Source organism: Desulfobulbaceae bacterium DB1 (assembly GCA_001914235.1).
In the GTDB taxonomy this organism is placed as follows: Bacteria; Desulfobacterota; Desulfobulbia; order Desulfobulbales; family SURF-16; genus DB1.
The window spans coordinates 1-23,002 of the sequence record MQUF01000026.1; the positions used below are offsets into that span (position 1 = coordinate 1).

Here is a 23,002-nt window from a genome sequence, read left to right on the forward strand (position 1 = left end):
TGGGAAGACCTTTTCCCGGTGGAGCGAAACCGGCTCATCCGCCTCCTGGTGGATAAGGTCGAGATCCGCGAGACCGGAATCGACATGGAGCTGCGCACCAACGGGCTGACAACGCTCATCGCCGAGCTGGCCGGTCTGGCATGCGAAGTCACCGAACGGAGGGCAAGCCGATGAAAATGAAGCCGACCATTACCGTTGCCGACAACGGCAACCTGCAGATCCACATCCCGATGCTGATCCGGCGCATGCGCGGCCGCAAGACGGTCATCGCTCCCCAGGCCCTGGATGGAGAAATCACCGGAGCGCAGGAACCGGTGCAGTCCGCCATCCTCCAGGCGCTGGGAAGGGCCTTTTCCTGGGCCGACATCCTCGAATCCGGCCAGATCAAGTCCATCAGCGAGCTTGCCCGTACCCTCGACGTCGATGGCTCGTATGTGGCCCGCATTCTCAAGCTGACGACCCTGGCCCCCGACATCGTCGAAGCCCTGATCAACGGCGAGGAACCCAACGGGCTCTCGCTGGCCAAGCTGACCCAGACCTTCCCCGAGGACTGGGCCGAGCAGCGCCGCCAGTTCGGCTTCGCCACCGACTGACGACCGGACCGGAGACCACCCCAGAGAGCCGACCATCAGCGTCGGCTTTTCTTCTTTAGGGGGCAGGAAACCGGAGTTGACCACGCTTCTTTTCATGGCCGAGGCGGGTGATTTCGAAAAAAACGTCCGGTTGCGGCATCGAACGATGACCTAAGACAACCGCCCAAAACGGCAACCAGCCGCAAACCCATATCAATCAAGGATGTAGCTTTCCGGACGAGCTTCGGACTTGGTCCGGAGAAAACAGAGAATCAGGGGCCAAACAGAGAAAAAAAGGCGGGAGGATGGGGAGAATCGATGGTGCGAAGAGGTGCTTTGGAAAGATGTGAAACGGGCGCAACCCCTTTAGAAACAAGGGGAAAAAGAAAACCCGTCACCCCGGAGAATGACCCCAGAGAGACGGGTTTGTCTTTTCTAAATGGTGGAGGCGGCGGGAGTCGAACCCGCGTCCGAAAATACTCCCCTTCAAGCGTCTACATACATAGTCCTGTTTAGTTGTTTATCGCGCCTTGCTTCCTCCAGGACAAGAAACTTTCGACGCTACCCTCTGTTTTATTTCGCCGCCATTCCCACAGGTGAAAGATGGAAGCTATCCCGCTGAGTCGATGCCCAATCCCGGTTTCGCAGGAGCAACCGGGTAGGACAGTAGCTTATTTATGCTGCTACAGCATATGCATAGTCATCTGCGACTATATTTAAGTACTGACGTTTAACGAGCAATCAGAGACCTCGGTATGCAGCCTGAGCTTATATATCCCCGTCGAATCCGTTTCGCCCCCTTATGCGAATTTTGTGTGTTGGTTGAAAATTATTTATAGGTTTTCCGCAGCCGGTCCATCTCGCGGTCGGACTCTTTCTTCTTGATGGAGTGGCGCTTGTCATACAGCGTTTTCCCCTTGCAGAGTCCCAGTTCGAGCTTGGCCAACCCCTTACTGGTAAAGTAAATCTTTATTGGTATTAAAGCAAATCCTTTTTCCTGCACCTTGCCGATCAGTTTTTTGATTTCCCGGGCCGAAAGCAGCAGCTTCCTTACCCGCAAGGGGTCAGGGGCGTCCTGGGTGGTGAACTTGTAGGGCGAGATATGCACGCTGTAGAGAAAAACCTCACCGTTTTTAATCTTTACATAGCCGTCCCTGAGATTGGCCCGACCGGCGCGCAGGGATTTCACCTCAGCGCCAAGCAACACCATGCCCGCCTCAAAGACGGAGTCAATATGGTATTCATGATACGCCTTCTTGTTTGTTGCTACTATTTTACCAGACATTCACGTTCTTTCTTTGTTCCATTTATTAATCAAGCTCGGCTGCCCCGGTTACCCGGATCGCCTCCTCATGGGTGGTGACGCCCTGCATCACCTTTTGCCAGGCATCTTCCTTCAGGGTGGTCATGCCCTCGCTTCGCGCCGCCCGGCCGATTTCACCGGCGTTTGCCTGGCGGCCGACCAGCTGCTTGATCCGACTCGACAGGGGGAAAATCTCAAAAATACCGCAGCGGCCGAGAAACCCCGTGCCCCGGCACATGCGGCACCCCTTGCCCCGGCGCAGGGTGAGCGTCGGCTGATCCGGCAGGGGAAAGCCGAAGCCCTGCAGGTCGGCGGTGGGCAGGGTATAATTTTCCGCGCAATGGGGGCAGATGGTGCGCACCAGACGCTGGGCCATGGCGCCGAGCAGGGTGGAGCTGACCAGAAAGGGCTGCACGCCGAGCTCAAGCAAACGGGTGATGGCCGACACCGCATCATTGGTATGCAGGGTGGAGAAAACCAGATGGCCGGTAAGCGCCGCCTGGATGGCATTGGTCGCCGTCTCCAGGTCGCGGATCTCGCCGATCATAATAATATCCGGATCCTGGCGCAGGATATTGCGCAAAATGGTGGCAAAGGTAACATCGACCTGCGTCTGCACGGCAATCTGATTGAATGATTCATGGATCATTTCCACCGGATCTTCCACGGTAACGATGTTCACCTCGGGCGAGGCCAGATTCTGCAGGGTGGAGTAGAGGGTGGTGGACTTGCCGCTGCCGGTGGGGCCGGTGACCAGCACGATGCCGTGCGGCGCCTCCATGAATTTTTTATACACCCCGTGGTCCCGCTCGGAAAAACCGATGGAGCGGATATCCTGAAAAAGGATGTCCGAGCTCAGGATACGCATGACCGCCTTTTCGCCGAAGGCCACCGGGATGGTTGACACCCTGATCTCCGCCTGCTTGCCGCCCCGGTCCACCTTGATGCGTCCGTCCTGGGGCCGCCGTTTTTCGGCGATATCGAGCCGGGAAAGAAACTTGATGCGGGAGATAATGGCCGCATGCACCACCTTGGGCAGCTCGTAAATGGTATGGAGCACCCCGTCAATCCGCAGCCGCACCCGGCTGATGTCCCGTTTCGGCTCGATGTGGATGTCGCTTGCCCGCTCGTCAAAGGCGTAGTTGAACAGATGGTCCACCGCGGTTTTGATGTTCTGGTCGGTGGGGGTAATTTCCCGGGCCGAGGAAATCTTGACATACTGTTCCAGGTTGCCCAGATCGACCAGGGGGCCGCCGAGATGGGTTTCGGCCGCGGAAATGGATGATTTAAAACCGAAAAACTCGGAAAGAATTTTTTTCAGGTCGGTTTTGGTGGTCAGGTAGGCCCGCACCTTGATCTGATTGGCCTTCTCGATGTCGTCCAGCAGGGCGCGCTTTTCCGGGTCATAGATGGCCACCTCCAGCACCCCGTTCTTCACGGCAAAGGGCAGGAGCAGATGCTTCAGGGCAAAGGATTCGGGAATGGTCTTGGTGACGACGTCCAGCTCAAGATTCAAGGGATCAAGTTTTTTGAAACGGAGCCCCAGGTCGCCGGCAATGGCCCGGACAATCATCTCTTCGGTCAGGGTGACATTCTGCTGGCCGGGAATAAACAAATTAAGCGAAACAAGGACATCGACCAGATCAACCTCTTCCTCGAGCTTGCCCTTTCTCCCTTTCTCCTGGTCCCGCAGGGCGCGCAGCAACACCTGGCGCTGCTGGTCCTTTTTGAGCGCAACCATCTTTTCCTGCTCCGGTGAAATAAGCCGTTGCCGGACGAGAAGGCCAAGCAGATATGCGGGGTTATCAATATATTGCATAAAAACGTTTCAAGTTTTAGCGGTTAGATGTTAGATTTAAACCGTATTTTGTGAAGGTAGCATTTTTATCAGGGTATTTTAACACAAAAAACAAGAAACGACCTGAAAATACGGAGCAGATGCGACAAAGCCGCTCCTTCATCCAGACCACGGCGCTCTCCCGATTGCCCGACAACCGAACAGAAAATAAACAACAGCATGACTGACACCCTCTTTATACGCGACATCCAGGACGGCCTGCAGGTTGACGGCGTCTTTCTCCTGAAGGAGCTGATCCGTTCCGAAACCAAGGCGGGAAAACCGTATCTGACCCTGAAACTGATGGACAAAACCGGTGAGCTGACCGGCCGCATCTGGGACGAGGCGGATCGCTGGGAACAGGAATGCGTCCCCGGCCGGCCCCTGGCGGTCAGCGGTCGCGCCCAGAGTTACAAAGGCGCCCTGCAGCTCATCATCAGCGAGGTGCGGCGGCAGGGTGAGGAGGAAGTGGATCTTGCCCGCTTTATCCCCTGCACCTCCGGCGACATCGAAGAAATGGCCGCGGAACTGGTCGCGCTCGCCAAAAGCGTTGATAACCCCTTTCTCCGCAAACTGCTGCTCAAGTTTTTCCATGACGAGGTTTTTTTTACAGCATTCAAAAAGGCGCCGGCAGCCAAAAGCATGCACCACGCCTATCTGGGCGGTCTGCTGGAGCACACCCTCCATGTGGCCCGGCTGGCCGATAAGGTGTGCGGCCTCTATCCCTCGGTCAACCGCTCCCTGCTCATGGCCGGCGCCATCCTGCACGACGTGGGCAAGGTGGAGGAGCTGTCCGTTTCCTCCAGCCTTTTCGACTACACCGACCAGGGCAGGCTGATGGGCCACATGGTGCTCGGCGTCGAGATGGTGGGGAAAAAGGTTGCCGGGATCAAGGATTTTCCTCCGGAACTGGCCATGCGGATCAAACACCTCATTTTAAGCCATCACGGCCGGCACGATTTCGGCGCGCCGACCCTGCCCATGCTGCACGAGGCCTTTGTCCTCAACTTCATCGATGACCTGGACGCCAAAATCAATTATGTGGAGCGCCTCTCCGCCCAGGTACCGGAAGACACCTATCAGTGGAGCGAATACCAGCGGAACCTGGAACGCTTTCTTTTTCTTTCCGGCCACTCCGGCCGTTCCGATGATGCGGACGACCCGGTCCAGAAAAAAAGAAAAAAGGAAACAACCGACGAAGAAGTTCGCCGGCCCAGCCTTTTTCAAAATTTGTGACCCGGTCGTCTTTATTCCATGCTCATCACGTTTTCATCCATCATAGGCCAGGAAAAGGCGAAACAGTTTCTGTTGAGCGCCTTTCACGGCAAAAGAACCGGCCACGCCTATCTTTTCCGGGGTCCGGCCGGGGTGGGGAAAAAAACCTGCGCCCTGGCCTTTGCCGCCCTGGTGAACTGCCGGGAGCCGAACAACGGGGAAATCTGCCGCGTCTGCCCCTCCTGTATCAAATACCAGTCCGGCAACCACCCGGATCTGCTGGAGATTCTTCCCCAGGGCACCTCCGCCATCAAGATAGATCAGATTCGGGAGTTGAAAAAAACCCTCACCTATCCGCCTTTTGAGGCTCGTTTCCGGGTTGTGCTGATCCGCGACATCCACCTGACCATGCGCCGAAAAGAGGCGACCAACAGCCTGCTGAAAACCCTTGAGGAGCCGCCGGCCGACACCATCTTTATCCTGACCGGTGACGAAGCGGGCGATATTCTGCCCACCATCCTGTCCCGCTGCCAGATTATCTCGTTCTTTCCACTGCCCTATGAAGCGGTCGCCGAGGCACTGACGCACGACAAGATCGACCGGACGGAAGCCATGGCTCTCAGCGCCATTGCCGAAGGGAGTCTGGGAAGGGCCCGCCTTCTTGCCGCCGAAGAACTGCTGCCCCTGCGCCGGGAAATCGTCGAAAAACTCATTGCCCTTGCGCCGGGCCGGCCGGAGACGGTGGAAACGGTTTTCCAACTGGCGGAGCGGGCGGCCGAAGCAAAGGACAACCTGGAAGAACTGCTTGATCTCCTCACCATCTGGATCCGGGATATCATGCTGAGCCGGCAGGGACTCGCCGCAAGAACGATCAATCATGATCTCCGCGACATTTTACCGGCCGCCGCCTCCAGATGGAGCGATGAAGAGTTGAACGAGCGACTTTCTCTCATCACCAGGGCCCGCCGGCAGCTTCTCCACAACTGCAACCGGGCCCTGGTTTGCGAAGTGCTTTTCTTTGGCCTGGTTTGATGGTATATACAAACTTTGGTGAAAATCCGTACCATTTCGGCCAAACCAGGGAACACCCCCAGGTCGCGGAGGAACTTCTTGTCGATTTTTTTCTCTGCCCTCCGCGGGTTCCGTGGTGAAAAAATTACCGGAACACAACTCAGGAATACGACTCGACAACATGCAACAGGAACAGCAAACAGAGCCCGTCAAACAGGAAAAACTCTATAAAATCCAGTTCCGCGACAAAGGGCCGATCTTTTCCGCCACCTCCCCGATTCACAATCTGAAAATCAAGGAGATGGTCATGATCCAGACCGACCACAATCTGGAGCCGGCCAAGGTTGTCGGTCTGGGCCCGATTCTGGATGAGGACAGTACCCTCAAAACGCCGTATACCATGCAGCGCCGCAGCAGCCGTGATGAAATCGAAAAATACGAACGGCTGGTGGAAAGGGAGCAGGAGGCATTTTCCTTCTGCCAGGAGCAGATCGCCAAGCAGGATCTTTCCATGAAACTTATCCGGGTGGAGAGGTTTTTCAACGGCAGTAAAATCATTTTCTATTTTACCGCGGAAAACAGGGTCGACTTCCGCCAGCTGGTCAAGGATCTGGTCCAGGAATTCCGCACCAGGGTCGAAATGCGACAGATCGGCGTGCGCCATGAAACAAAAATGATCGGCGGCCTGGGCTGCTGCGGCCGGGAGCTGTGCTGCGCTTCCTATATCGACAATTTCGCGCCGGTGTCGATCAAAATGGCCAAGGAACAGAACCTCCCGCTGAATCCGGTGAAAATTTCCGGTATCTGCAATCGCCTGCTTTGCTGTCTGACATACGAATACCCGACCTATCGCGATATCAAAAAAGAGATGCCGCGGGTCGGCAAAAAACTGATGGTGGACGGCAAATCCTACAAGATCATCGGCCAGAACGTCCTGGACGAAACCGTCACGGCCATTGACCCGGAATCCCCGGAAACACCCGTTATTCTCCCCCGGGAGGACTGGGAACAGGGGAACCAGAAAGGCAGCCGCCAGCAACCACCACCCCCTCCTCGGCCTCGCAAGAAACAACAACAACCGGCCAAACAAGAAAAGACCTCAAAACAGAAAAAACAATGAACAGCTATATCACCACGCCGATTTTTTATGTCAACGCCCAACCGCATCTGGGCCACGCCTATTCCACCATTGTTGCCGACACCTACTGCCGCTACCGCAGGCTTTGCGGCGACCAGGTGTTTTTCCAGACCGGCACGGATGAGCACGGCGACAAAATCGTCCAGGCGGCGGAAAAAGCCGGCGTTTCCCCCAAGGAATATGTGGACAGGATCAGCCGGCAATTCCGCGAGGCCTGGCCGCCTTTAAACATCGCCCCGGACAACTTCATCCGCACCACGGACCCGCTCCACGTCAAAACGGTACAGGATATCCTGCAGAAGGTCCACGACCAGGGAGACATTTATTTCAGCCGGTATTCCGGGCTGTACTGCAAGGGATGTGAACGTTTTCTCACTGAAAAGGAACTGCTGGACGGCAAATGCCCGGACCACCTGACGACTCCCGACGAAATCAGTGAGGAGAACTACTTTTTCCGCATGTCCAGGTACCAGGAGTGGCTTATCGATCATATTCAAAAGAATCCTGATTTCATCACCCCGGAACGCTATCGCAACGAGGTTCTTTCCTTCCTGAAAGAGCCGCTGGAGGATCTCTGCATCTCCCGGCCCACCACACGGCTGACCTGGGGCATCCCGCTGCCCTTTGATGCGCGGTTCGTCACCTATGTCTGGTTCGATGCCCTGATCAACTATCTTACCGGCATCGGCTATCCCGGCGGCGCGGAGTTTTCCTCCCACTGGGCGGCGGCGGAACATATCATCGCCAAGGACATTCTCAAACCCCACGCCATTTACTGGCCCACCATGCTGCGCTCCATGGGCCTTCCCGCCTTCCGGAAACTGCACGTGCACGGCTACTGGAACGTGGGCGAAACCAAGATGAGCAAGAGCCTCGGCAACGTTGTCCGCCCGGCGGAGATGGTTGAGGCATACGGCGCCGACACGGTGCGCTATTTTCTCCTGCGGGAAATGTCCTTTGGCCTGGATTCCGGCTATTCCTCCGATGCCCTGGTGGCGCGGCAGAATTCGGATCTGGCCAACGACCTGGGCAACCTCTTCAGCCGCTCGCTGACCATGGTCGCCAAGTTCGCCGACAGCCGCGCCCCGGCGCCGGGAACGCCGACGGAAATCGACCGGGAACTGGCAAGGGCGGCGCAAGCCATGCTGGAAACATTTCACAGGGAAATGGACGGCTTTGCCTTTAACCGGGCCTTGGCCGCCGTCTGGGAGGTGATCAGCCGGGCCAATAAATATATTGTTGAAACCGCCCCCTGGGAGCTTGCCAAGGATCCGGCCAACCAAAAACGGCTGAATACGGTTTTTTATTACCTGCTGGAAACACTGCGCCTTATTTCCCTTTGCCTGCAGCCGGTCATGCCGGAAACGGCGGCCAAGATGCGGCTCGCCCTGGGCCTGCCCATGGACGGCAATCTCACCGACCAGGCCGTCTGGGGACTGCTGCAGCCGGCAAGCGCGATCACCACTCCACCGGCGCTTTTTCCCCGGCTTGAGAGCGGCAAGAAAAAACAGGAGGCGGCTCGGCCCGCCCAACCAAACACAAAGGAAACAACCGTCGTGAGCGAGGAAAAACAACCGGAAGAGGAGCTGCTCTCCTTTGATGATTTTAAAAAGGTCGATCTGCGGGTGGCCGAGGTAATGGCCGCTGAAAAAATAAAAAAATCGGACCGCTTGCTGAAGCTCACCGTCAAGGCGCCGGAGGAACGCATTATTGTCGCCGGTATCGCTGAATTTTACAGCCCGGAAGAGATGGTGGGAAAACAGGTGATCATCGCGGCAAACCTGAAACCGGCCAAGCTCATGGGCATCACCTCCCACGGCATGGTGCTGGCGGTCAGGGATCAGGACCGGTTGTTTCTCTCCGCCGTCTCCGCGCCGGTAACCCCGGGAAGCAAGGTTTCGTAAACCGTGGCACGGGTCAGACGGCAGGAAGGCAACACGGGTTTTGCCGATTTTCTCCGCCTCGTTGAAGAGCAAGCGGCGGGATTTGCCGTGGAGTTTGTCCGGCTGGAAGAAAACCCCGATACCCCCCGTGCCCTTTTGCTTCTTGACAGCAGCCTTTCCGCGGCACAAAAAAAAGAGTTGTGCCGCAAGGCCGGCGCCGGAAACAACCAGCAGCCGTCCATTGTCCTGCTGGACAAACAAAGCGGCCTGCCGGGGATGGAAAATTTCCGAAGCCATGTGGCCGTTGAACTCGCCAGGGTGAAAAAAAGCAGGATTCCCTGTGCATTGCTGCTGATCCGGGTTGACGAGACAAGGGCGGGCAATGCCCTTCAAAAAGCGGCGCCCATTATCAAAAAAGAGATTGGCCGGGACAGCCTGCTGGCCCACTATGACAAATCCACCGTCGCCTTGCTGCTGCCCGGTTTGAACCGGAAAAAAGCCTTGGACCAGGCCGGGATCCTCCATAGCGCCTGTGTCGCGGAAATTTCACGGCGGGTTTGCATCGGCCTGAACGTCTGCGTGGCCAGGGACGTGCCGGCGGTGGACGGATTCATCGACAGGGCGGCACAAGAACTTGTGCGGGCAAAAGAGGAAGGCTGGCGGGTTTTTCACTCCTTCCAGGAACAGCACGACGACTTCTGTCAGGTAACAGCCGAGGAACGGGCCCAGCTTTTCAGCTTTATCCACGGCGGAAAAAAAGAGTAAAAAAAATGGCGACGACAAATAAAAAACCGCAGGTTATCTGCATCAGCAGCGGCAAGGGAGGGGTCGGCAAAACCTCGTTTACCATCAACCTTGCCGCGGCCCTGTCCGGGAAAAACAAACAGGTTCTCGTTATCGACGGCGATCTCGGTCTGGCCAATGTTGATGTCATGCTCGGCCTCAACGTCAAACACACCATGCGGGAAATCGTTGAAGAAGGCCGGGATCCGATGGAGACACTGATTGAAATCATGCCGGGCTTCTTTGTCCTGCCGGCAAGCTCCGGTGTGCCGGAAATGGCCAGTCTCTCCTATGAGGAGCAGGCGTTTCTCACCGACAGCCTGGAACACATTACCGGCAAATTCGATTTCGTCCTGGTGGATACGGCGGCGGGAATAGGGGATTCGGTTCTCTGGTTCAACGACTGGGCGGACACCAATTTCACCATCCTCTCCCCGGACCCGACCTCCATGACCGATGCGTACGCATTGATTAAAGTCTTGAAAACACGTTATAATAAGAGTAATTTCCACTTGATCGTCAATAACGTGAAAAGCAGAAAAGAGGGGCAGGAGGTCTTTAACAGCATGAGTGCTGTTTTGCAGAATTTCCTGAAAATCACGCCCAATTACCGGGGCGCCATTCCCCAGGACAACGTGGTGGCCCAGGCTGTCCGCCGCCAGAAGCCGTTTCTGGTTTCCCAGCCCAAGGCAAAAGCCAGCATGGCGGTCATGGAGATCTGCAACACCATTCTGTGACGGTCGCGGCAAAACCCCGCATCCGCTCGCGCATGAAACTCCATGATACCTCATCGCGCGGAAGCGACGGCGGGACGAATGCGAAGCCGTCATACTTGCAACCAGATCCACAGGGTAACTCCCGAATCATAAGGAAGAAAACATGTTTGTAATCAGCAATTTTATCAGTGCCGTGGCCAACCTGATAAACTTTATTCTCGGCGCCTACATGTGGGTTATTGTCGGGCGGGCCATCATATCATGGGTCAATCCCGACCCCTATAACCCCATCGTCCGTTTTCTCTACGACATCACCGAACCGGTTTTATCAAAAATCAGACGGATCATTCCCTTTTCCTCGGTCGGTGGAATTGATTTTTCGCCGATGATCCTTATTCTTGTCATACTTTTTTTGCAGAGCTTTCTTGTTCCGACCCTGCACGGAATAGCCAGGTCGTTTGGTTGATGCACTATTATTTTCTTTACACTTTAAGGTCCAAGGAGAGCGCGTATGTCGCTGACTGCTGAAGATATCCAAACAAAACAGTTTCATGTCCGTTTTCGCGGTTTTGATGTTGAAGAGGTTGATGCCTTTCTCGAGCGCATTGCCGAAAATTACGCCCTGCTGCAGGATGAAAAAAGACTGCTCAAGGAACAGGTCGACAAACTGGAGATGACCATCAAGGAGTTTCATTCCCAGGAGAGAACCTTCCAGCATGCCATTATTTCCGCCCAGAAGATTGCCGACGAGATGATGGAAAAAAGCCGCAGGGAATCACAGGAAATGCTGAGCGCGGCGGAAAAGAAAATCGAACGTCTGCGCGCGGCGGGAAAAGAAGAGCAGGAGACCCTGCAGCAGCAGATAAAAGAGCTGCGGGAAAGCAAGGAAAAGATTAAATACGACCTGAAAGCCTATCTGCAGGATTACCTCAACCGCCTTGACCGGGATCCGGCGGCCGAGGAAAACAGTCCGATTTCCCTGTTGCAGTCCGATATCACGGAGAGTCCGGGGGAGGTTGAAAAAGAGGATGATCTTGATTCGCTTTATGAAAAAATAGATCTGCCGCAAGAAATCGATCACACCGAGGAAGTGAAGGAAAAAACGCAAAAAGCGATGGCCCGCGCCCTGATTGACGATGAATCCCTTGAGCCTGAGTCTGAAGAAGAAAGAAAGAACCTGACCATTCCCGATCTGGAAGGCGATATGCTGTTTGCCCTTGATGACCCCCTGGACGAAGAACATGAACCGAAGATCGCCATTGACGGCCACTATGACGAAGATCTTCTGGAAAACGTCAAGGTGAAATGAGTTTTATGGAGGCGGTTTCCGACAGATCGGTTGCGCTCGCCCTCTACATCCAGCCCAAGTCCTCAAAAAATACGGTCTGCGGTCTGCACGGCAATGAACTGAAAATCGCCCTGACCGCCCCTCCCGTGGAGGGCAAGGCAAATAAGGCGGTGATTGCCTATCTCGCCAAACTTTTCGGGGTGACAAAATCCTCCGTCACCATCATCAGCGGCCGGCAGAGCCGCCACAAGCGCTGCCTGGTTGACGGAATCGGCATCGAGCAGGCGGAGAAAATTCTCGAAGGCCGCAGCCAATCGGATGAAGGGAAGAAATGACAACCAAAATCGGCATTCTTTCCGACACCCACATGATCCGGCGTGATCCCCCTTTTCAACAAGCGGTGGATCTCTGTTTTGCCGATGCGTCGGTCATTCTCCATGCCGGCGACCTCACCGACATCAGTATCCTCGATGCCTTCCGGGGCAAGGAAGTCCATGCGGTGCACGGCAATATGTGCCACGCCTCGTCCCGTAACAGCCTGCCGGAAAAAAAGGTTGTCCGCATCGACGGTTTTTCCATCGGCCTGATCCACGGCATGGGCTACCGCCACCATGTGGAGGATTTTCTGCTCCGGGAATTTCCCGATGTTGACTGTATCGTTTCAGGCCATACCCACCGGCCGGTGTGCCGCCATCTCTACGATATTCTTTTCATTAACCCCGGAAGCTTCATGGGCTCGGGCCGCTACGGCGCGCCGGGCACCTATGCGCTGCTGGAAACCGGAACCGCGCTTACCGGCCGGATCCTTGATGTCCCGCAGTTTCGGTGAACGATGAAGAATCTGTGGACCCCATGGCGGATGGAATATATCCTGGGCTCGGAAAAACGTGAACCAGGCTGCCTTTTCGAGCGGTCTCCGGACAGGAGCTGCGACAAAAAGGAGTTGATGCTGTATCGCGACCGCGAGGTAGTAATCCTGCTCAACCGTTTTCCTTACGCCAACGGCCATCTTCTCGTGGCCCCCGTCCGTCATGCTCCCGATCTGACGGATCTCACCAGCCGGGAGGCTGCCGCCCTCATGGAACATATTCGCCGCAGCGAGGCTATTTTGAAAAAACATCTGCGCCCCGACGGCTTTAATATCGGCCTGAACATCGGCGCCGTCGCCGGAGCTGGCCTGGCGGATCATCTTCATTTTCACCTGGTGCCCCGCTGGCTGGGCGACCACAATTTCATGACGGTCATCAGCGACATCCGCACCATCCCCCAGCATATCGACCAGACCTATGACATGCTGCTGCCCGATTTTCAGGACCATTCCCCATCATGACGAACCAGCCGAAAATAACGCCGATGCTCCGGCAGTATATGGAGATCAAGGAGCAGCACCGGGACGCCATCCTCTTTTACCGTCTGGGCGACTTTTACGAGATGTTCTTTGAAGACGCGGTCACCGCCTCCCGGGTGCTGGGCATCACCCTGACCTCGCGCAGCGGCAAGGATGACGAAAACCGGGTTCCCCTCTGCGGTGTTCCTTTTCATGCCGCCTCCTCCTATCTGGCCAAACTGGTCAACAACGGATTCAGGGTGGCGATCTGTGAGCAGGTGGAGGATCCGAAAGAGGCCAAAGGGGTGGTGAAGCGGGAAGTGGTCCGGGTCATCAGCCCGGGGGTGGTAACGGATGAGCAGATCCTTGATGAAAAATCGAACCGCTATGTTGCGGCGCTTTACCACCGCCAGGCCTGGGGACTGAGTCTGATTGACCTCTCCACCGGCGAATTTCTGCTGGGCGAATACGATACGCCGGAAGAACTGCTGGATGAGCTGACCCGCTTTGCGCCGGCCGAACTGCTGCTGGCCGACCACGAGGCCGAGTATCTCACGGACATCACCCCCTCTCTGCCGCAGACCTGCCTGACCAGGCGACCGCATTTTTCCTTTCACCGGGACACGGCCGGAGAAACCCTGCTGGAGCATTTTCGCACCGCCAATCTGGCCGGCTTCGGTTGTGATCATTTCCAGGAAGGCGTATCCGCAGCCGGCGCCCTGCTCAAATATATCCAGGAAACCCAGAAAACGGATCTGGCCCATATCGAGCGCCTCGTTGCCATTGAACGGGACAACGTCCTGCTGGTTGACGACTCCTCCCGCCGCAACCTCGAACTGACCCAGACCATCATCGGCGCCCAGCGGGAAGGATCGCTGCTGGCCACACTCGATCATACCCGCACGCCGATGGGCGCGCGGCTGCTGAAAAAAAATCTGCTTTTCCCGTTGCGCGACACCGGTGAAATCAACAAACGGCTTGAAACGGTTTCCTTTCTCTGCGAGGGCAAAGATAAGATGGGTCCCTCCCTGGCCGCCCTGACGGGCCAGGGGAAGATCGACGCCGAGGTAAACGGCGAAGAACTGCGCCGGCACCTGCGGGAAGCCCTGTCCGGCATGTATGACCTGGAAAGACTCAACAGCAGGGTGGTGCTGGGCAGCGCCAACGGCCGTGATCTGAACGCGCTCAAACAGTCGCTTGCCCTGCTGCCGGGGCTGCAGCGGCTTGCATCCCACACCAGCGGCATTCTCCGGGAGGAAAGCCGCGACCTTGACTGCCTGGAGGATATCCACCATCTTCTGGAACAGGCCATTCGCGAGGATTGCCCGGTGACCCTGCGGGAGGGGAAACTGATCCGGCCCGGATACGACCCGGAACTCGATGATCTGGTCTCCATCATGACCGACGGCAAAAAACATATTCTTGCCCTGGAGGAACAGGAGCGGCAGCGATCCGGCATCGCCAAGCTCAAGATCGGCTTTAATAAGGTGTTCGGTTATTTTATCGAGGTGAGCAAGGGGCAGCTGGCCAATGTGCCGGAAAACTTTATCCGCAAGCAGACCCTGGTCAATGCCGAACGATTCATCACCCCGGAGTTGAAGGAGTTTGAAAGCAAGGTTCTCGGCGCCGAGGAAAAGCGGGTTGAGCTTGAATATCAGCTTTTCAGCCGGATCAGGGAGCAGGTGGCCGCCCGGAGTTCACGGATTCTCCAGACAGCCTCCTTTATCGCCCGGGTGGATTACTTTACCACCATGGCCGAGGTGGCGCGGCGTTACAATTATATCAGGCCCCAGGTTGACGACGGTGAAGAGATTATCATCCGCGAGGGACGCCACCCGGTGATTGAACGGGCATTGCCGGTCGGCCGCTTTGTTCCCAACGATATTCATCTTGACCAGACAAGCCGGGAGGTGCTGATCATCACCGGCCCCAATATGGCGGGCAAATCCACCGTGCTGCGGCAGACCGCACTCATCGTGCTCATGGCGCAGATGGGCGGTTTTGTCCCGGCCTCGTCCGCCCGCATCGGTGCGGTTGACCGTATTTTCACCCGGGTGGGGGCCATGGACGATTTGCGGCGCGGACAGTCAACCTTCATGGTGGAGATGAATGAAACCGCCAACATCTTGAACAACGCCACGGAAAAAAGCCTGGTGGTGCTCGATGAAATCGGCCGGGGAACCAGCACCTACGACGGGCTTTCCATCGCCTGGGCGGTCACCGAACACCTGGCGAACGTCAACGGCAAGGGGGTGAAAACCATCTTCGCCACCCATTACCATGAACTGATCGAACTGAGTCTCACCCACAGCCGAGTGCAGAATTTCCATATCGCGGTACGGGAGTGGAATGACAGCATCATCTTTCTCCATAAACTGCTGCCCGGCGGCACCAGCAAGAGTTACGGCATCCAGGTGGCGGCACTGGCCGGGGTGCCCAAAAGGGTGGTGGAGCGGGCCAAGGAGCTGCTGCACAATATCGAAAAAGAGGAACTGAACAGCGAAGGGGCGCCGCGCATCGCCCCTGATAAGAAAACCCGCGCCAATCATCCGAGCCAGCTCGCCCTTTTCCCGCCGGAAGACGATCCGCTCAGAAAAAAGATCCGGGAAATCGAACTGGACCATGTAACCCCCCTTGATGCCCTGAACCTTCTTTATGAGCTGAAAAAAGATGCGTAACCGATCGGTTTGCCTGTGTCTGCTTTTTTTTCTGCTGATCGGTCTGCTCCTGCCGGCAAGCAACAGCGCGGCCGTGCATTCTTCCACCCTGACTGAAAAGCGTTACCGGAAAGCAGCGACTTTTTACAACAACCTCATCTTCAACAAGGGGGAACGGGAGCGCATGCGCTGGCTGGACGGCGTAAAAATGTTCCAGAAGGCCTATCATCAGGACCCGGGGCACGATAAGGCCCCTTTTTGTCTTTATATGCTGGGGAAAATCTACAATGAGATGTATGACCGTTTTCATGATTCCCATGACCTGACCGAAGCAGCCGGCTATTATGAAGATCTGACCATGATCTTTCCCGGGCACAGCCTGGCGGATGACGCGCTTTTTCATCTCGCCGTCATCTCCATCGATAAAAAGGAAAACGGCAAAAAGGCGGAAATGCTCCTTGCCCGCCTTATCACCGTTTACCCCCAGGGCGACATGGCGGCCGCGGCGGCGGACAAACTGCGGGAAATAAAAACTTTTCCCCAAAACGGTGCCGCGCAAAGCAGCCCCAGGCAGCAATCCGCCCCGGCACACCTCAGCCAGCCCATCAAATTCTGGTCAACCAAGGACTATACCCGCATTGTCATTGAAACAAGCGAGCCGATTCAGTTCAAGGAAGCCTTTTTGCCGGCGGAAAAAGGCCTGCCCAAAAGGCTTTATATTGATCTCTTCAACTGCCGGATAGCGCCGACCTTTCAGAACCCCATCCCCATCAGCGACGGCCTGCTGAAACGGGTGCGAGGGGCCCAGTTCAATCAGGACACGGTGCGGGTGGTGCTTGATACGGAATCGGTGGGCAGTCACAAGGTTTTTGCCCTTGACGACCCGTTCCGGGTGGTGATCGACGTTACCGGCACACGGCAGCAGGCAAAGAAACCGCCGCAGATCAGACCGAAGACGACACCGGCAAAAGTGAAAACCAGGACCGCGGACCGGTTGCCCACCCTGGCCGAGCAGTTCGGGCTCGGGGTGAAAAACATCGTCATCGATCCGGGACACGGCGGCAAGGATCCCGGCGCCCTGGGAAACAACGGTCTCAAGGAAAAGGACATCGTGCTGAAAGTGGCGAAAAAGGTGGCGGACATCCTGCGGAAGGAAACTGCTTTCAATGTCATTCTCACCCGGGACAGGGATGTTTTTCTGCCGCTCGAGGAACGAACCGCCATTGCCAACACACGGGACGCGGATCTCTTTCTCTCCATTCATGCCAATTCAGCCGAGAACAGAAGCGCCAGCGGCGTGGAAACCTATTATCTCAGTCTTGCCACCAGCCGGGAGGAGATGCAGGCGGCGGCCCTGGAAAATGCCGCATCGGCAAGCCGGCTCAGCGATCTGCAGAATATCTTGCAAGACCTGATGCAAAACAGCAAGATAGAAGAGTCGGTCCGCTTTGCCGGCAGTGTCCAGAACACGCTGATAACCGGTTTGAACCGGCAATACAGAGTCAACAACCTGGGAGTAAAGAAAGCGCCGTTCATCGTCCTGATCGGCGCCCAGATGCCGGCGGTTCTCACCGAGATCGCCTTTTTAAGCAACAGTGAAGACGAAAAACGGCTGCGGGATGATCGCTATCTTGAAGCGGTGGCCCGTCATATCGCCGATGGTGTGCGGCACTACGCAGCCAACCTCAACGGCCTGTGACCTTTGTGGCGGATTTTCCTTGATCGGCAAAGGCGTGCCTATTTATCAACCCGGGCCAGGGTCAGCACCTCAACCCGTTTTGCCCCCGCCGCCATGAGCACTCTGGCACATTCATCCACCGTCGTGCCGGTGGTGAAGACATCGTCCACCACGATGACATGTTTTCCGTTTACCAGATCCGGCCGCTTGACGACAAAGGCATCCTTCATATTTTTGCGGCGGGACATGCCGTCAAGGCCGGTCTGGGAAACCGTATCACGCCGGCGCAGCAAAAGGGATTTTTCAATTTTCCCCCCTTGATCGGGAAAAAAGAGGCGGGCGAGCAGCAGCGCCTGATTAAATCCCCGCTTCCGCAGGCGCTTGGGATGAAGGGGAACGGGGATGATGATGTCCGGATCGCCGAGGTCACGGCAGCACAGGCTCTGTTCTTTCATCTTCTGAAAGGTCGACAAAGCGGCCTTTCTGCCCCTGAATTTGAAGGCACGGATAGACACAGCCACGGTTTCGTTATAGAGAACAACGGCACGTGCCAGGTGAAAATGCCTGCCTTTTTTCAGGCACAGGGAGCAAAGATGATTTTCACCGGAAGCGTATGGCCTGCCGCAGCAGAAACAGTACGGGCCCTTGATGAATTTTATTTTGCCGAAACACTCGTCACAGAAAAGAAAGGTGCCGTCCGCCAGTGATTCGTTGCAGGCGAGGCAAAAGGGCGGAAAACAGAGATCAAGCAGGGCCTCCCTGAAATATCTGCCTGATTTTGCCATTTTTCCAATGATTGAACTCATGCGCATAACGTGATAACGTTGATTACATAGCAAAAAATATACTGCCGTCATATGAAGCCGGCAAACGAACAGCAGTTTAACCGCCGGGAAAAACCAATGAAAACAGTCATCTATGCCATAATTTCCGTTGCCGTTGGAATCATTTTCATAAAAAAAATAATAAAAAGCAGCAATTGCACGCCCTGACTGGTTATTTACGGATCCATAGGTTTGGGTCTTCTCACCTTCTTTCTGCTCAGCAAATTTCTTTAAGGTTTCAACGCAAACCCATTTCCGTCAATCTTATCGCCGATAGCGAAAGCCTGAAACATGAAAATTAACAATCGCCATTACCGCACCATCTGGCCGGATCCCGACAACCAAACCATCATCAAGATCATCGACCAGCGTTTTCTTCCCCATCAGTTTCTCATTGAAGACCTTCACACCATTGATGATTTTGCCGCGGCCATCCGCGAAATGCATGTGCGGGGCGCAGGACTTATCGGCGCCGCCGCCGGATTCGGCATGTATTGCGCCGCTCTTTCCGCACCTGAAAAAAATCCTGATGATTTTATCGAACAGTGCGCGGAAAAACTGCTGGCAACCCGGCCCACCGCGAAAAATCTCGCCTGGGCGGTGGAAAGACAGCTGACGGAAATACATAAAGCACACGGAAAAAAGGAAAAAGCCGAAAACGCATTCCGCACCGCCTGTTGCATCGCCGATGAAGATGCCTTGTTCTGTCGGCAAATAGGAAAGCACGGTCTCCGGCTGATCGAGGCGATCAGCCGGAAAAAAGGTGGGAAACCGGTCAATATTCTGACCCACTGCAATGCCGGCTGGCTGGCCTTTGTTGATTTCGGTTCAGCGACCGCGCCCATCTATGCCGCGCACCACGCGGGCATCAAGGTACATGTCTATGTCGATGAAACCCGACCCTGGCTGCAGGGCGCCCGGCTGACCTCCTGGGAACTGAAGGAGGAAGGGGTGCCGCACACCCTGATCGCCGACAATACCGGCGGACATCTCATGCAGCACGGCATGGTGGATCTGGTCATTGTCGGCACGGACCGCACCACCTTCACCGGCGACGTGGCCAACAAAATAGGAACATATCTGAAGGCCCTGGCGGCGCGGGACAACAATGTACCTTTTTATGTCGCGCTTCCATCTTCAACCTTTGACTGGGAGCTTCGGGACGGCATTCGCGATATTCCCATTGAGGAGCGCTCCGGGGATGAGGTCAATTACGTTTCCGGTCTTACCGCGCAACACAGGATGGAAACCGTGCTGATTCCACCGGAAAACACCAGATCGCTTAATTACGGTTTCGATGTCACCCCGGCGCGGCTGGTCACGGCGCTGATAACGGAAAGAGGGGTGGTCGCGGCCAACCGCGATGCCATCCTGAACATGTTTCCGGAAAAAAAGAACCCGGATCAGGAAAGCGCGGCAAACAGCGTATCATGAAAGCGCGGCCGAAATTGTTTTATCAGATTGTTTTCCCTGGTGGGATGCACGCGGTTGGTCAGCAGGACAACGGCAACCTCCCTGTCGATATCAATCCAGAATGAGGTGCCGGTAAAACCGAGATGACCGACGCTGTTTGCACTTATAAAGCTGCCGGCGGATGACCCTTCCGGCGACGGCGTATCAAACCCGAGCGCCCAGCTGCTGCCGGGCGCCATATCCTGCCTGTGACAGAAGTGTCGCAGCCGGTCCGCGGAAAATGACGGATGATGTTGTTTCTTTGTCAAAACACCAAGCAACAGGGAAACAAGCGCAAGAACGCCGTCAACATCACCGAACAATCCCGCCTGCCCCGACACCCCGCCCACGGCAAAGGTATTATCATCATGCACCTCTCCCCGAAGCACCCTGTTCCGCCATGGACAGCGTTCCGTTGCGGCAAAATCATTTTTTTTCTTTTCCAGGGGATTGAAAATAATTGTGCCGCCAAGCCCAACTGGCTCCATCACGACCTGCTGCACATAGCTGTCCAGGGCGAAACCGGACTTTTTCTCAACAATCAGACCCAGGAGAATAAAGCCCAGATCACTGTAGACGCTCTTGGTGCCCGGTTGATAGGCAAGCTTTTCCCGTAAAACGGCATCAAGCAGCCAATTTTTTCTTTGTTGCGGATCAATGTGGATGAGCTCTTTAAAATAAGGACGATGGGCGGCAAAACCGGAGCAGTGATTAAGCAGATGCCGCAGGGTAATATCTTGTTTGCCCGCGCATGCGTCTTCTTTTTCCAGAAGAGAAGGCAGACTTTCATCAAGTACTATTTTGCCTTCCTGCTCAAGACAAAGAAGAGCCAGGGTGGTGGCCAGCGGTTTGGTGAGGGAGGCGAGATCAAAAAGAGTGTGTTTGGTAATTTGGGGTGAGCCGGGCAGGAGCGAACTCTTGCCCCATACCGAGGAAAATCTTTTTTCCCCTGCTCCGGGCAAACAAAGGCCCACCGCGGCACCGGAAAAAACATTACCGGCCAAGGCTTCTTGCAAAAGGGGATCAAGTCGTTGCAGAAAGGCTGAAGGAATATTTTTCATCCTTGGGGGCCGCGGTCACAATGTGATGTCGTCATCAGGATGGCGGAAACGGCACAGGCAGCCATAACAAAATAGTCCAAAGCAGGGTTTGCCCTAATTAATAAAAACCTTTCTATACCCTTTCAGATTTTCCAGGGCAATGCCGCTGCCCATGGCAATGGCAAGAAGCGGATCACTGGTGAGATGACAGTCAATCTTGGTTTCCCGCTCTATCAGCTTGTCAAGACCACGCAGCAGGGAGCCGCCGCCCGCCATATAAATTCCTTCCTCGTAAATATCGGTCACCAGTTCGGTCGGGGTTTTTTCCAGAGCCCTCCGCACCGCTTCAACAATGGCCTTGACCGGCTCCCGCAACGCCGTTCGTATTTCCTCGGACGTGAGAGACACCTCTTTCGGATTGCTGGTTAACGCATCCTTGCCGATAAGACTGTAGGAGTCAAAATACCCGTGGGTATCAAGGGCGGAGCCAATCTCTATTTTGCATTTTTCCGCACTGTTTTCGCCGATATATATCTTATGTTTGGTCAGGAGATGGCGGATAATGGCTTCATTGAGTTCATCACCGGCCACCTTGATCGATTCGCAATAAGCCACCGACGACATGGTGATGACCGCCACCTCCGTGGTTCCGCCTCCGATGTCAATGATCATTCTTCCTCTGTTTTCACTGACATCGAGACCGGCACCGATAGCAGCCGCCATCGGTTCTTCTATCAGATACACCTTGCCGCATCCCACTTCTTCAGCAGCCTCGACCACCGCCTTTTTTTCCACCTGGGTGATGCCGGTCGGCACACAGATAACCACCTTCGGTTTAAAGAAACGGCTCATCCTTTGAATTTTCAGAAAAAAATGGCGAATCATGGCCTGGGTGACGACAAAATCAGCTATCACCCCGTCTTTCATGGGACGAACAGCACTTATATGCTGCGGGGTCCTTCCCAGGTATTTTTTTGCCGATTTCCCCACCGCAAGTATTTCTTTTGAATAGGTATTGTAGGCGACAACCGACGGTTCATTCAGCACGATTCCCTGACCCTTGACATAAATAAGGGTATTGGCTGTGCCCAGATCCATTGCCATATTTTTTGAAAAAAGTGCAGGTAACTTAAACAGGCTCATTTTTTTGAAAATATTCCTTAAAAAAAAGATCACTTATAAAAGTCAAAAGTTTTTTTTCTTTTGATAACCATTTTTCATTATTTTTTTTGACAAAGGAAATAACACCTCTTTTTTCATCTAAAAAAAGAGGTAATCCTAAAAAATTTGTTAAATCATCAAACTTTTCATTTTTGTTTACGATATATGATTTTTCATTTTTACTTATTTTTTCAAGAAGTAATTCTTGATTATTTTTTATAATCCAACCTGACAATCCATATTTATCATAAAAATCAAAATTTGATTCATTAAAATGTTTTTTATTATCTGAATTATACAAATAATAGATTTTTTCACTTTCGATCAAAAATACTACTATACCCAAACAAAACATATCAAACATTTGATATAATATTTTCTCAACAAATTCTTTTCTGTTTTTTGTATTAACTGTTATTTCGTTAATATTTAAAGAAAATGAAAGTAATTTTTCATTGGTCCTTTTTTCCTTAATTTCATTTTCCGTATTTATAATGGAACAAAGAATATGACCCATTTGTTTCAATATTTTCTCGCGTTCTTCGGTAAAAACATAACTTTTTTTACTGTCGACATAGAGAACCCCTGCTTTTCCCGCGAGAGGAACGGCCAGCAGCGACTTTATCTCTTCATCTTTATCATAAAATTGAAGCGTGGTTGCGTCTCTTTTATCAAAGTATGCGGCCAGAACGGTTTTCTGCTCCCGAAACACCCACCCGACAATACCTTCCCCACTTCGCAACAGGCATTCTTCTTTAATATTTTTACTGAGAGAATAAAAGGCTTTTATTCGTAACAAATCGGTTTCATTTTCATCAACCAGAAAGACTATGGCTGTAAAGGATTCCATGATATTGGAGATGAGTTCGACGAACTCGTTTATGCGGGATTTTCGTCTCATTTCGGAAAATGAAAATTATTTTTTAACTAATTGATTTTTCTATTTTTTTATATAAAAAAAAGAAACGCGAAAAAGAATTTTACTTGCACTATTAGTATTGAATTTTTTTGCGTTTTAAACTATAATTTCGCATCGTAACATTTTGTTTTTCAGTGATAATTATTGTTTTTCCGAGGGGACTCCTTCACAACGTGTTGAATTGATCCCGATAACCTG

21 protein-coding genes and 1 other RNA gene are annotated in these 23,002 nt (G+C 54.1%); 15 read left to right on the top strand and 7 right to left on the bottom strand.

The annotated features are described in order from the left end of the window. The first annotated feature begins 170 nt into the window (after positions 1–170). The gene (locus BM485_17335) at positions 171–593 is read left to right on the top strand and encodes a hypothetical protein (GenBank protein ID OKY73585.1); all 423 of its coding nucleotides are present in this window, start codon (positions 171–173) and stop codon (positions 591–593) included. A 419-nt stretch (positions 594–1,012) separates the two neighbouring features. On the opposite strand, the gene ssrA is transcribed toward BM485_17335, so the two are convergent. From ssrA to BM485_17350, 3 genes are all read right to left on the bottom strand, one after another. Next, positions 1,013–1,372, bottom strand: a transfer-messenger RNA (tmRNA) gene (gene ssrA / locus BM485_17340). A 29-nt stretch (positions 1,373–1,401) separates the two neighbouring features. Continuing rightward, positions 1,402–1,857, bottom strand: a complete 456-nt coding sequence (locus BM485_17345) for an SsrA-binding protein (protein OKY73586.1) — start codon at positions 1,855–1,857, stop codon at positions 1,402–1,404. A gap of 25 nt (positions 1,858–1,882) precedes the next feature. Beyond that, positions 1,883–3,694, bottom strand: a complete 1,812-nt coding sequence (locus tag BM485_17350) for a type II secretion system protein E (protein ID OKY73587.1) — start codon at positions 3,692–3,694, stop codon at positions 1,883–1,885. Positions 3,695–3,892: 198 nt separating this feature from the next. On the opposite strand from BM485_17350, the gene BM485_17355 reads away from it, so the two are divergent. The 13 genes from BM485_17355 (at position 3,893) to BM485_17415 (ending at position 17,429) form a co-directional block, all read left to right on the top strand. Beyond that, positions 3,893–4,948, top strand: coding sequence for a hypothetical protein (locus tag BM485_17355; GenBank protein ID OKY73588.1), 1,056 nt, complete (start codon positions 3,893–3,895; stop codon positions 4,946–4,948). Positions 4,949–4,966: 18 nt separating this feature from the next. Then, the gene (locus BM485_17360) at positions 4,967–5,959 is read left to right on the top strand and encodes a DNA polymerase III subunit delta' (protein OKY73589.1); all 993 of its coding nucleotides are present in this window, start codon (positions 4,967–4,969) and stop codon (positions 5,957–5,959) included. 160 nt (positions 5,960–6,119) lie between these two features. Beyond that, complete coding sequence (locus BM485_17365) at positions 6,120–7,058, top strand: hypothetical protein (GenBank protein OKY73590.1); 939 nt, start codon at positions 6,120–6,122, stop codon at positions 7,056–7,058. After that, entirely contained in the window at positions 7,055–8,980 is a 1,926-nt protein-coding gene (locus BM485_17370) for a methionine--tRNA ligase (GenBank protein ID OKY73591.1), read from the top strand. The genes BM485_17365 and BM485_17370 overlap by 4 nt, the downstream gene beginning before the upstream one ends. Before the next feature lie 3 nt (positions 8,981–8,983). Next, positions 8,984–9,724: a hypothetical protein gene (locus tag BM485_17375; GenBank protein ID OKY73592.1), complete on the top strand. Its 741-nt coding sequence runs from the start codon at positions 8,984–8,986 to the stop codon at positions 9,722–9,724. A gap of 5 nt (positions 9,725–9,729) precedes the next feature. Then, a complete protein-coding gene (locus BM485_17380; GenBank protein ID OKY73593.1) occupies positions 9,730–10,479 on the top strand; it encodes a hypothetical protein in 750 nt (249 codons plus the stop codon). Between the two features lie 142 nt (positions 10,480–10,621). Continuing rightward, entirely contained in the window at positions 10,622–10,924 is a 303-nt protein-coding gene (locus BM485_17385) for a hypothetical protein (protein OKY73594.1), read from the top strand. A 45-nt stretch (positions 10,925–10,969) separates the two neighbouring features. Further along, on the top strand, positions 10,970–11,767 hold the full coding sequence (locus BM485_17390; protein OKY73595.1) for a hypothetical protein: 798 nt from the start codon (positions 10,970–10,972) through the stop codon (positions 11,765–11,767). Beyond that, positions 11,764–12,081, top strand: coding sequence for a YggU family protein (locus BM485_17395; GenBank protein OKY73596.1), 318 nt, complete (start codon positions 11,764–11,766; stop codon positions 12,079–12,081). The genes BM485_17390 and BM485_17395 overlap by 4 nt, the downstream gene beginning before the upstream one ends. Then, positions 12,078–12,575 (top strand): YfcE family phosphodiesterase, encoded by a 498-nt coding sequence (locus BM485_17400; protein OKY73597.1) that lies wholly within the window; start codon positions 12,078–12,080, stop codon positions 12,573–12,575. Before BM485_17395 ends, BM485_17400 begins: the two co-directional genes overlap by 4 nt. Positions 12,576–12,578: 3 nt before the next feature. After that, on the top strand, positions 12,579–13,076 hold the full coding sequence (locus BM485_17405) for an HIT family hydrolase (protein ID OKY73598.1): 498 nt from the start codon (positions 12,579–12,581) through the stop codon (positions 13,074–13,076). Next, positions 13,073–15,751 (top strand): DNA mismatch repair protein MutS, encoded by a 2,679-nt coding sequence (locus tag BM485_17410; GenBank protein OKY73599.1) that lies wholly within the window; start codon positions 13,073–13,075, stop codon positions 15,749–15,751. The genes BM485_17405 and BM485_17410 overlap by 4 nt, the downstream gene beginning before the upstream one ends. Next, the gene (locus tag BM485_17415; GenBank protein ID OKY73600.1) at positions 15,744–17,429 is read left to right on the top strand and encodes a hypothetical protein; all 1,686 of its coding nucleotides are present in this window, start codon (positions 15,744–15,746) and stop codon (positions 17,427–17,429) included. Before BM485_17410 ends, BM485_17415 begins: the two co-directional genes overlap by 8 nt. 38 nt (positions 17,430–17,467) lie before the next feature. Here the strand turns inward: BM485_17415 and BM485_17420 are convergent, their stop codons facing one another. Continuing rightward, on the bottom strand, positions 17,468–18,193 hold the full coding sequence (locus tag BM485_17420) for a hypothetical protein (protein ID OKY73601.1): 726 nt from the start codon (positions 18,191–18,193) through the stop codon (positions 17,468–17,470). 330 nt (positions 18,194–18,523) lie between these two features. Between BM485_17420 and BM485_17425 the strand changes: the two genes are divergently transcribed. Further along, the gene (locus tag BM485_17425) at positions 18,524–19,666 is read left to right on the top strand and encodes an S-methyl-5-thioribose-1-phosphate isomerase (GenBank protein ID OKY73602.1); all 1,143 of its coding nucleotides are present in this window, start codon (positions 18,524–18,526) and stop codon (positions 19,664–19,666) included. Here the strand turns inward: BM485_17425 and BM485_17430 are convergent. The 3 genes from BM485_17430 to BM485_17440 form a co-directional block, all read right to left on the bottom strand. Further along, the gene (locus BM485_17430; protein OKY73603.1) at positions 19,636–20,745 is read right to left on the bottom strand and encodes a hypothetical protein; all 1,110 of its coding nucleotides are present in this window, start codon (positions 20,743–20,745) and stop codon (positions 19,636–19,638) included. The genes BM485_17425 and BM485_17430 overlap by 31 nt on opposite strands. A gap of 93 nt (positions 20,746–20,838) precedes the next feature. After that, positions 20,839–21,867: a rod shape-determining protein gene (locus BM485_17435; GenBank protein ID OKY73604.1), complete on the bottom strand. Its 1,029-nt coding sequence runs from the start codon at positions 21,865–21,867 to the stop codon at positions 20,839–20,841. Beyond that, the gene (locus tag BM485_17440; GenBank protein OKY73605.1) at positions 21,854–22,786 is read right to left on the bottom strand and encodes a hypothetical protein; all 933 of its coding nucleotides are present in this window, start codon (positions 22,784–22,786) and stop codon (positions 21,854–21,856) included. Before BM485_17440 ends, BM485_17435 begins: the two co-directional genes overlap by 14 nt. Positions 22,787–23,002 lie beyond the last annotated feature (216 nt).

Coding starts and splice junctions, on each gene's coding strand:
- BM485_17335 (OKY73585.1), top strand. CDS start 171: ATGAAAATGAAGCCGACCATTACCGTTGCCGACAACGGCAACCTGCAG.
- BM485_17345 (OKY73586.1), bottom strand. CDS start 1,857: ATGTCTGGTAAAATAGTAGCAACAAACAAGAAGGCGTATCATGAATAC.
- BM485_17350 (OKY73587.1), bottom strand. CDS start 3,694: ATGCAATATATTGATAACCCCGCATATCTGCTTGGCCTTCTCGTCCGG.
- BM485_17355 (OKY73588.1), top strand. CDS start 3,893: ATGACTGACACCCTCTTTATACGCGACATCCAGGACGGCCTGCAGGTT.
- BM485_17360 (OKY73589.1), top strand. CDS start 4,967: ATGCTCATCACGTTTTCATCCATCATAGGCCAGGAAAAGGCGAAACAG.
- BM485_17365 (OKY73590.1), top strand. CDS start 6,120: ATGCAACAGGAACAGCAAACAGAGCCCGTCAAACAGGAAAAACTCTAT.
- BM485_17370 (OKY73591.1), top strand. CDS start 7,055: ATGAACAGCTATATCACCACGCCGATTTTTTATGTCAACGCCCAACCG.
- BM485_17380 (OKY73593.1), top strand. CDS start 9,730: ATGGCGACGACAAATAAAAAACCGCAGGTTATCTGCATCAGCAGCGGC.
- BM485_17385 (OKY73594.1), top strand. CDS start 10,622: ATGTTTGTAATCAGCAATTTTATCAGTGCCGTGGCCAACCTGATAAAC.
- BM485_17390 (OKY73595.1), top strand. CDS start 10,970: ATGTCGCTGACTGCTGAAGATATCCAAACAAAACAGTTTCATGTCCGT.
- BM485_17395 (OKY73596.1), top strand. CDS start 11,764: ATGAGTTTTATGGAGGCGGTTTCCGACAGATCGGTTGCGCTCGCCCTC.
- BM485_17400 (OKY73597.1), top strand. CDS start 12,078: ATGACAACCAAAATCGGCATTCTTTCCGACACCCACATGATCCGGCGT.
- BM485_17405 (OKY73598.1), top strand. CDS start 12,579: ATGAAGAATCTGTGGACCCCATGGCGGATGGAATATATCCTGGGCTCG.
- BM485_17410 (OKY73599.1), top strand. CDS start 13,073: ATGACGAACCAGCCGAAAATAACGCCGATGCTCCGGCAGTATATGGAG.
- BM485_17415 (OKY73600.1), top strand. CDS start 15,744: ATGCGTAACCGATCGGTTTGCCTGTGTCTGCTTTTTTTTCTGCTGATC.
- BM485_17420 (OKY73601.1), bottom strand. CDS start 18,193: ATGGCAAAATCAGGCAGATATTTCAGGGAGGCCCTGCTTGATCTCTGT.
- BM485_17425 (OKY73602.1), top strand. CDS start 18,524: ATGAAAATTAACAATCGCCATTACCGCACCATCTGGCCGGATCCCGAC.
- BM485_17430 (OKY73603.1), bottom strand. CDS start 20,745: ATGAAAAATATTCCTTCAGCCTTTCTGCAACGACTTGATCCCCTTTTG.
- BM485_17435 (OKY73604.1), bottom strand. CDS start 21,867: ATGAGCCTGTTTAAGTTACCTGCACTTTTTTCAAAAAATATGGCAATG.
- BM485_17440 (OKY73605.1), bottom strand. CDS start 22,786: ATGAGACGAAAATCCCGCATAAACGAGTTCGTCGAACTCATCTCCAAT.